At 63.1% G+C, this 8,988-nt stretch carries 10 protein-coding genes; 5 read left to right on the top strand and 5 right to left on the bottom strand.

Annotated features, from left to right (window positions below):
* Positions 1-130: 130 nt before the first annotated feature.
* Positions 131-874 carry an anti-sigma factor gene (locus AC30NL_RS13250; RefSeq protein WP_489464468.1) on the top strand — a complete coding sequence of 248 codons (744 nt, stop codon included), beginning with the start codon at positions 131-133 and terminating at the stop codon, positions 872-874.
* Between the two features lie 109 nt (positions 875-983).
* A complete protein-coding gene (locus AC30NL_RS13245) occupies positions 984-1,466 on the top strand; it encodes a tetratricopeptide repeat protein (RefSeq protein WP_489464467.1) in 483 nt (160 codons plus the stop codon).
* 64 nt (positions 1,467-1,530) lie between these two features.
* Here the strand turns inward: AC30NL_RS13245 and AC30NL_RS13240 are convergent, their stop codons facing one another.
* On the bottom strand, positions 1,531-2,838 hold the full coding sequence (locus AC30NL_RS13240; protein ID WP_489464466.1) for a D-amino acid dehydrogenase: 1,308 nt from the start codon (positions 2,836-2,838) through the stop codon (positions 1,531-1,533).
* A gap of 230 nt (positions 2,839-3,068) precedes the next feature.
* Here AC30NL_RS13240 and AC30NL_RS13235 point away from each other — a divergent pair, with 230 nt between their 5' ends.
* Entirely contained in the window at positions 3,069-4,073 is a 1,005-nt protein-coding gene (locus AC30NL_RS13235; protein WP_489464465.1) for a LysR family transcriptional regulator ArgP, read from the top strand.
* A 7-nt stretch (positions 4,074-4,080) separates the two neighbouring features.
* On the opposite strand, the gene AC30NL_RS13230 is transcribed toward AC30NL_RS13235, so the two are convergent.
* A complete protein-coding gene (locus AC30NL_RS13230; RefSeq protein WP_489464464.1) occupies positions 4,081-4,308 on the bottom strand; it encodes a hypothetical protein in 228 nt (75 codons plus the stop codon).
* Positions 4,309-4,589: 281 nt separating this feature from the next.
* Between AC30NL_RS13230 and AC30NL_RS13225 the strand changes: the two genes are divergently transcribed.
* Entirely contained in the window at positions 4,590-4,790 is a 201-nt protein-coding gene (locus AC30NL_RS13225; protein WP_489464463.1) for a hypothetical protein, read from the top strand.
* Between the two features lie 31 nt (positions 4,791-4,821).
* Here AC30NL_RS13225 and AC30NL_RS13220 read toward each other — a convergent pair whose 3' ends face one another.
* Genes AC30NL_RS13220 through hutC form a run of 3 tightly spaced genes read right to left on the bottom strand, consistent with a single transcriptional unit; the run spans position 4,822 to position 7,141 of the window.
* Entirely contained in the window at positions 4,822-5,592 is a 771-nt protein-coding gene (locus AC30NL_RS13220; protein ID WP_489464462.1) for a metallophosphoesterase, read from the bottom strand.
* 5 nt (positions 5,593-5,597) lie between these two features.
* On the bottom strand, positions 5,598-6,359 hold the full coding sequence (locus tag AC30NL_RS13215) for a UPF0149 family protein (RefSeq protein ID WP_489464461.1): 762 nt from the start codon (positions 6,357-6,359) through the stop codon (positions 5,598-5,600).
* Between the two features lie 38 nt (positions 6,360-6,397).
* A complete protein-coding gene (gene hutC, locus AC30NL_RS13210; protein WP_489464460.1) occupies positions 6,398-7,141 on the bottom strand; it encodes a histidine utilization transcriptional repressor HutC in 744 nt (247 codons plus the stop codon).
* 61 nt (positions 7,142-7,202) lie between these two features.
* Here hutC and hutH point away from each other — a divergent pair, with 61 nt between their 5' ends.
* Positions 7,203-8,708, top strand: a complete 1,506-nt coding sequence (gene hutH / locus AC30NL_RS13205; RefSeq protein ID WP_489464459.1) for a histidine ammonia-lyase — start codon at positions 7,203-7,205, stop codon at positions 8,706-8,708.
* Positions 8,709-8,988 lie beyond the last annotated feature (280 nt).

Raw genomic sequence — 8,988 nt, 5'->3', positions numbered from 1 at the left:
GCATTGCGGAAGGCGACAGCATGAAGCGAAGGGCGAGGGGCCCCGTACACGGGGATCGACCAGCGAAATGCTGTCATGTCGACGACCAAGAGGCGTCTCGAGCCTGCGCGGCGTCGCGGAAGGCGCCCGCATGAACTACTTGCTACCGGAGCGATTGGACCGTCTGGCACGTGAATACGCGCTCGGAACCTTGACCGGCCGTGCCCGTCGTCGCTTTGAAAGCGTGGTGCGACATACACCCGCCGCTGCCCGCGCCGTCACCGCGTGGCAGGAGCGCTTCAGCGTGTTGGCTGCGAGCGTGCCGGTCATGCAGCCGCGCGACGCGGTGTGGGACGGACTGGAGCAGCGCCTCTTCAGCACGTCTACCAAGCCCGCTGCATTGAACCCGCTGCAATGGTTGTGGAACCTGCTGTCGATCCGCACCGTGGGCAGCGCGCTCGCCGGCATCCTTCTCTGCGTGGTGGTCCTGCGCAGTCAGCCGGGGCTGATCGGGCTCGAATCGCCATCCGAGTCGCTGCCTGCCAGCTATGTCGGCCTGCTGCTTGACTCGAAAGGCAAGCCGACAATCCTGGCCAACTCCAGGCGGCATGGAAAGCTGCTCACCGTGAAGGTCTTGCAGCCGGTGAAAGTGCCGCTCGGCAAGGTGGCCCAACTCTGGGCCTTTCCGAACAATGGCGAGCCGTTCCCGGTCAGCGTGCTGCCGGGCTTGCCAGCACCCAGGGAGTCGGTGACTGTGACTCTTCCCGACACATCCGAGAAGCTGTTCTTCAACGTTGGCCGGTTGGCGATCAGCCTGGAAGCGGCCCCCGCCAAGGCGGGCGACAAGCCGGCTGGCGAGTTCTTGCTTTCTGGCCACTGCGTGAAGTTGTGGTGACGCGGTTGCATTTTTTTTCAGGTTCACTCGCGTCCGCCAATGTTCTCGTCCCGTAGGTAGCACCAAGACATCGACGAGCGATGTCTTTCAACCCACCGAGGAACGAAGCATGAAGTCGACTCTCTCCCGCATCCTGACCGTGGCCGTGATGGCCGCTTCCATCCAAAGCGCCTTCGCTGCCGACAACGAGCCGGCTGCGGCCACTGCCGACAAGCTGGCGCCGGCCCGCGCCCAAATTGCCGCCAAGCAGTGGCGCGGTGCGATCGAGGAGTTGAAGAAGATCAATGACCCGGCCAGCGCGGACTGGAACAACTTGATGGGCTACAGCCTGCGCAAGGCCAAGGTGCCCGACTATGAAGGCGCCGAGAGGTACTACGACGAAGCGCTGCGCATCGACCCGAAGCATCGCGGGACGCTCGAATACTCGGGCGAGTTGTACCTGATGAAGGGTGACCTCGCCAAGGCCGAAGATCGCCTGGCAGCGCTCGACAAAATCTGCCGCCTGCCATGCCAGGAATACACCGAGCTGAAAAAGGCAGTGGCGGCGTACAAGGCCAACGGCAACAAGTACGTCGCGTCGGCGAATTGGTGAAGGGGAGATTTCGGGTGGCCCAATCCTGGTTGAATCCCAGGGCTGGGCCTTTCCGTCAACGTGGCTATGCCTGTGCCATCCGAGGCAGTGCAGATTGCGGACGCTCCCCGAGGAACCCGAATTCCAATCCCGGGCGCTGCCCGCTCATCAATGCTGCCAAGGCACGGCCCGAGCCTGCGCCATGCGTCCACCCCAGCGTGCCGTGTCCCGCGTTCACCCACAGGTTGTGCAGCTTGCTGCGGCCGATGATTGGAATGTTGCTGGGCGTGCTCGGGCGCAGCCCGGCCCAGAAGTTGGGCTCGCTCGTGTCCGCAACGCCCGGGAACAGTTCTTCGTATCGCTGAATCAGCGCTTCGCAGCGCCGCCGTGAAGTGCGGCTCGTGAGGCTCGTGTCGTAGCCGGCCATCTCCGCCGTGCCGGCGATGCGGATGCTGTCGCCCAACCGGCTGATTGCGATCTTGCGTGCGTCGTCGATCATGCTCACAACGCTCGCCTTGTCTGGCTCTTTCAGTTTCAGCGTCGCCGAGTAGCCCTTGGCCGGGTAGATGTTGAGGTAGATGCCCAGCGGCCGCAACAAGGGGGCCGTGAAGCTGCCCATCGCGGCGACGAAGGCATCGGCCTTGAGCAGGCGGTTTTGGCCGGTGGTCAGGTCGCTCACGCGAACCGATTCGACAGCACGGCCTGCGGTGTCGAAGCCGACGATGTCGTGCTCGTACAGGAACTGCGCCCCACGTGCGGCGCAGCGCTTGGCGAGTTCTTGTGTGAAGACGCACGCGTCGCCCGATTCGTCACTCGGCGTGAAGGTGCCGCCCGCGATGCTCCCTGCGAAGTGGCGAAGCGAGGGCTCGATCTTGATGACCTCGTCTCGTGACAGCACGCGGCGATCGACGCCGTGATGGCGCATCACCTGGGCTGCGTCTGCTCCAGCGTCGAAGTCTTTCTGGCTCGAGAAGAAATGCAGGATTCCGCGCTCGAGACGTTGGTACTCGATCCCTGTGTTGGACACCATTTCCTTCAGTGTCTCGTGGCTGTAGCGGCCCAGTGCCACCAGTTGCGCCACGTTGCGCTCGAAGGCAGCGTCGCTGCATTGGACGAGAAAACTCAATCCCCAGCGCCATTGATGCGGATCGAGCCGCGGGCGGAACAAGAGCGGCGAGTCGTCGCGCAGCAGCCACTTCGCAACCTTGAACGGCGCCTGCGCATTGGCCCAGGGCTCACAAAAGCTGACCGAGATCTGCGCGCCGTTGGCGAAGCTCGTTTCGAGCGCCGCGTCGCGCTGCCGGTCGATCACCGTCACTTCATGGCCCTGCTCCAGCAAGTGCCAGGCGGTACTCACGCCGATGATCCCGGCGCCCATCACGATCACTTTCATGACAACCCTTTTCGATTCAAAGCGGATCCAGTGAGAGCTGCGCCGCGACGATGAACATCACGACGGCGACGCTCGCATCGGTTCGCCGTACTCGGTTTCGGCGCGTCAGTCGCGTCGAGGTGGCTGCGGCATCCCTTGGTGTGGCGCGCCATCGGCCGTTGCGATTGTCTTCAAGGCTGTCAATCGGGTGAAGAGGGATTCATATTTATCGCGCTACATTAGCAAGGCTAATGAAAGACCTCGACGCTGCCGGACTCGACTGCCTTGCGTCCCTTGCGGATGACGGCAGCTTCGAGCGCGCCGCACAGCGCCTGTCGATCACGCAATCGGCTGTATCTCAGCGGCTCAAGTCGCTGGAGGCTCAAGTTGGCCGGCTGCTGGTCGTTCGCTCGCGGCCACTTCGGCTCACCGAGGCCGGCAAGGTGCTGCTGCGTTTTGCGAGGCAAATGCACGCCATGCGCGCCGACGTGGCACGCGAACTGGGCACCTCTTTACCCTCGCAGGAGCGCCTTCCGATCGCGGTGAATGCCGACAGTCTCGCCACGTGGGTCATGCCGGCACTCGACGAACTCGTTCGCGGCGGCTTGTCCTTGGAGCTTGTCGTCGACGATCAGGACTTCACCCACGACTGGCTGCGTCAAGGGGCGGTGCTCGGCTGCGTAAGCACCGTGCGCGAGGCCTTGCGCGGGTGCCGCGTCGTGCCACTTGGCGTGATGCGGTATACGGCGGTGGCAAGCCCGGAATTCATTGCGCGCGAGATGGAGGGCGATGCCGCTGGCCTGAACCGCGCGACATTCACGCGTTTGCCTTTCCTCATCTTCAACCGCAAAGACGACATGCAGCAGCAATGGGTGTCGCTGGCATTCGGCGTGCGACATCCCGGTTTGCGCGAACGCTTCGTGCCGTCATCGGAAGCCTACGTGCGGGCCGCGTTGATGGGCTGGGGCGTGGGGGTGGCGCCGCTGGTACAGGTCCGAAGGCTGATCGACGAGGGATCTCTGGTGCTATTGCGGCCCGAGGTCATGCTGGAAGTCGAATTGTTCTGGCACCAGTGGAGGCTGGGGCCGGACAGCGATGAGCCGCCCACGTCACGGGTGGGAACGCTCGACCGCATCGGTGCGGCTTTGGCGGCCGGGGCCGAGCGAGCGTTGGGCGGGGAGAAAGCGGGGTGGAAGTCGGCGCCGAGGTCGGTTCGAAAAATCGACCCGAATGCACCAAAACGCCTCAGAGGCTGAGAGTATTTCAGCGGACAGAAACCTCGCGCCGCGCCTCCGACTGGGTGAGCGTCGGCTGTCGCTCAGTCGGTTTTCTTTGCGCTGCGGCTTCGGTGGCCCTGGGTTTCGGAATGTCGGCACGACGGCCGCGCGACCACTCCGAGAAATTGGTTTCCATCGATGCAAGCAAGAGTGCGCCGCCGACAGCACCGACGACGGTGCTCCACGTCAACGCCTGGAGGGCATTCAAGGTCATGTAGTCTTATCTCCCCGGAGCAGAGGTCTGCAAACTGCGCGATGAACGCGCAGCCCTGAACAATAGTTGGCTGAGATCGGAAAAGCCACCAGTCCAACTGGCCAGGCTGCAACAAGACGCAACCGTGCGGCCGAGATAAACCAAGGGCCGAAGAGCCTTGTTACCAGATCTGCGGGAGAGCTGTAACGAAATGCACGCAAACCATGTGTCATTTCGGCGCAACTCATGCGCGCGTCGCGCCCCGCACTGGGATCATCAAGCGGCGTTGTGAGGGGGCTGTGATGAGCAAACCGAATCTTCCCTGGTGGTGGTCGATAGGGTTCCGGAAGCGGGCGCCGGCGCCGGACAGCGACTACGGCGACATGGGCACAGCGATCGGACTCGATGCGAGCTTCGGGCCGGTCGAGCCGCTCGACACCACGCCCGAGGTTGGTGATGCGGAGCCATCTACCGATCGACTGAATCGGCGATCGGTGATTTGAACCGTCGCCGACGGCGCACCCGCCGTTGTGTTCACACTTCGACAGTGAAGAGCCCGTCGTGGCCTTCTGCCTCTCCCCGCTTGCCATGTCCCCGCGCGTTGCACACGATGCGCGTCTCCCGCCCCTCCTGACGCACCCGGTAATCGTGTCGGCAATGAAGATGGCCGTGAATCCACAGATCGGCCATCGGCAACAAATCGTCGTCTGCATTGCAAAAGCTTGCTGTCCCGGGCTGGGCGCCATAGCGCGGATCGGCGCTCATGAAGCTTGGACCGAAATGCGTGATAACCACGGTGCTATCCCAACCCCCTTGCGGTTTCGCCAACTCCCCCGCCAGCCACTCACGGCAGGCGAGCGCTTCGATGCGCACGGCGGCGGCGTCGAAGGGCAGGCCATCGATCGTCGAGCGCTGAACCCGCATGAAATAGCCAGCGGCTTTGAGCACCCGTTCGCATTGAGCGTCGCCGAAGAGATTGAAGTCGCACCAGCGAGTGGTGGCAACGAAGCGGATGTGGCGCCCATCCTTGCCCGCTATCACCGTGCTTTCACGCTCCAGCATCGTGAAGCCCAGGTCGTCGCAGCGTGCGCGCAGCTCCGGCCAGGTGTTGTTCATCTCACGGTTGTCGAATTCGTGATTTCCGGCGACGAAGATCACCGGCACCGGCCAGCCGCGAAAAAGCTCCATGCCGGCCCAGGTGCTGTCAACGTCGCCCGCGAGCACCAGCAACTCCGCCCCAGGGGCAGGCTGTGGCTCGTAGGTCTCGGTTTCGAGGTGCAGGTCGGAAAGGATCTGCAGCAGCATTGGGGTCAGCCGCCGTGGCAGTGCTTGTATTTTTTTCCACTGCCGCAGGGGCACGGATCGTTGCGGCCGACTTTTGGTGCCTCGCGCTTGACCGTGTCGACCTTGTAGCGAAGCTCGCGTGTCAGGTCCTGCAGATCGGCTACAGCGACCACCATGTCTTCGATGCCTTCTTCCAACGTCGTCAAAGGCTGCTCGCGGTCGAGCGTGGCCACGACTTCCTTTTCCTCGTCGGTCTCGGCCGGCAAGTGGCGGAAGATGCGAGCCAGTGCAGACATCACCGCGTCGTCAGGCAACTCGATCAGGTCAGGAAAGCAGATCGTCGCGTGCTGGAAGCCGGCGACCCAAGGCATGAGGGACTGCGAGACCGGGTGCAGCCCGACCAACGGGTCGGCTTCGCCATCCTTCGGTGCCTCGGGCGGATAGTCTTCGTCGAATTCGAGCACCAACGGGTCGAACCAGCCGTCCTCGGCCATCGCGCGGTTGAGCGCGGCATAGCGACGCATGATGAGCGACTTGATGCGCTCCATCCAGGCCGTATCGATCGTGTCTGGCAGCGGCTCGCCGTCGAAATCGAAGATGTGCGGCAGCCACGCGTCCGGCTGTAAAAGTACCGGCTGCACGAGCACACCGCACAGGTAGCCGTCGAGCATCACAACATCGCAGGGCGTGAGCGGCTGGGGCGTTTGCAAGAGCAAGTCATCGAGTTCGGCGAACTCGGCATCGGTGAGATCGCGCGCGGTGCTCGCGACGCTCGGAATCTTCTGCATGGGAAAACCTCGGTGTCTGGCGTGAACCGGGCATTGTCCTACGCCGACCGACCTCCGGGCGCCGGCACGCAAAAGCTGCCGATCAGGCGAAAGCGGGATCCGGGGTGGTACAGCCGTGCGATCGAGGCGACCTCGCCTTTCGACACGGTTCGACGCGACACCATCAAGAGCGCGCTGCCGGGCTGTACGTCGAGCAGCTTGGCTTGTTCGGCTGTCGCGAGCACGGCCTCGATGACCTGCTCAGCTTCCGTCAGTGGCGCCAGCTCGAAGAGCACGGCCGAGGGCGTGACGGCGGTCAGGTCGCGCTTGAGCAGATCGGGGGCAAGTGTCGGGTTGATGTGCCGGTCTTCGTATTGGATGGGCACGCCGTTCTCGAGGTGCAGCAATTGGCAGCGGAACACGGGGGCACCTTTGCGCAGACGCATGGCGACGGCGACGTCAGGGCTGGCCTTTTCGCGGCCAATGCTGAACACCTGGGTCGTGTGCGTGTGGCCGCGCTCGACGATTTCGTCGTGGATGTCGCGCACCTGCAGCAGGTTGGAGATGGGCGTGAGCTCCGCCACATACGACCCGGAACCCTGGCGGCGTTCAATCAGGCCCTCGGCCTCGAGCTCACGCAGCGCGCGATGCACAGTCATGCGGGCGCAGCCGAACTCCTGCACAAGTTCGCGTTCGGACGGGAGGCGAACGCCAGGCTGCCATCCGCCATCCGCAATGTGCTGCTGGATGGATGTCTTGACGGTTTCGTACGAAAGAGAGCGTTTGCGGCGTACGGCGTTCATTCCGGCATTCTATTGGACGGCATGCTAAAGTTGTCTAGACCACTTGCTAGAGAACAAATCCATGCTTCACACGATCACGCCCGGCAAATTGAACGCGGAAATATTGCAGCACGCTGCGCAAGGTGGCAGCCAATTTGCCCTTGCGGCATCTGCCAGAGAACGGATCGAGGCGAGCGTTCGCACCGTGCGTGAACTCATGTCGAGGAACGAAGCGGTGTACGGCATCAACACCGGGTTCGGCAAGCTCGCGCAAACCCGAATCGCCGACGACCAGTTGGCTCAATTGCAGAAGAACCTGGTGCTTTCGCACAGCGCCGGCGTGGGAAAGCCGCTCGAAGCACCCATCGTGCGTTTGATGCTTTTGCTGAAGGCGGCGAGCCTTGCACATGGCGTCTCCGGGGTGCGCGGCGAAGTGGTCGATGCGCTGTTCGCGCTTTTGAATGCGGACGTACTGCCGGTGGTGCCCGAGAAGGGGTCGGTGGGCGCATCGGGCGACCTCGCACCCCTGGCCCACATGTCCGCCATCTTGATCGGCATCGGAGAAGTCTTCATCGACGGTCGCCGGGTGCCTGCGAAAGAGGGTCTCGCGAAGGCTGGCATCGCACCGTTTGAACTCGGCCCCAAGGAAGGTCTTGCCCTCCTCAACGGCACCCAATGCTCGACGGCACTCGCCATCTACGCCGCGCAGCGCTTGCAACGCGTGTTCGATGCGGCGGTCGCCGTTGGTGCGATGACAGTGGATGCTGCCAAGGGATCGGACACGCCATTCGATGACCGCATCCATGCCGTGCGCGGCCAGGTGGGTCAGCGCGAAGTCGCAGCCAGCTACCGTGACTGGCTGCACAACAGTCCATTGCGTCAATCGCACTTGCACTGCGAAAAAGTGCAGGACCCGTACTGCCTGCGCTGCCAGCCGCAGGTCATGGGCGCTTGTCTAGACCAGATGCGGCACGCCTGGGGCATCCTCATGATCGAAGCCAACGGCGTATCGGACAACCCGCTGGTCTTCGCCGATCAGATGGAAGCGCTTTCAGGCGGCAATTTCCATGCGGAGCCGGTGGCTTTCGCGGCAGACAACATGGCCTTGGCGATCGCAGAGGTCGGGGCGCTTTCGGAGCGCCGCACTGCGATGCTGATGGATCCGGTGATTTCGGGCTTGCCTGCGTTCCTGGTCGAGCAAGGCGGGCTGAACTCCGGCTTCATGATTGCGCAGGTCACGTCGGCGGCCTTGGCTTCCGAGAACAAGTCGCTTGCCCATCCGGCAAGCGTGGACTCGCTGCCGACCTCGGCAAATCAGGAAGACCACGTGTCGATGGCGACTTATGCCGCGCGTCGGTTGCATCAAATGCTGGACAACACCGCGGGGATCGTGGCGATCGAGTGGATGTCGGCGGCGCAGGCGCTGGAATTCCAGCGGCCGCTGAAGTCATCGACGGCGATCGAGTCTTTGCATGCGCTGCTTCGCGAGCGCGTGCCCTTCCTGCATGAGGATCGGTTGATGGCGCCGGACATCGCGGCGGCGACGGAATTGGTAGAAGCCGGTATAGCCCGTATAGCGAAGCCGTAGACGGACCCAGGAGCCGACCGTAAAGGCCGGCCGATTTTGCTCCCTCTCCCCCTGGGACCCCCTGGGAGAGGGTTGGGGTGGGGTGCGATTCAAACGATGTGAAGTCATCAACACCCGTTCGCCCTGATCCTTCGATACCTCAGGACAGGGTCGCTTCGCGATCGAAGGGCTTGTGGAGTGTCGGGATGGGGCTTCGATACGCCGTAGGCGTACCCTGTCCTGAGGTATCGAAGGGTCAGCCTGAACGGAAATCGGTGTCCGCAACCTGAAGCGTACACAT

It is taken from the genome of Rhizobacter sp. (genome assembly GCA_021153565.1).
Taxonomy (GTDB): domain Bacteria; phylum Pseudomonadota; class Gammaproteobacteria; order Burkholderiales; family Burkholderiaceae_C; genus Albitalea.
Note: the sequence above shows the minus strand (reverse complement) of the source record. Positions and strands in the feature narration are given on the sequence as shown.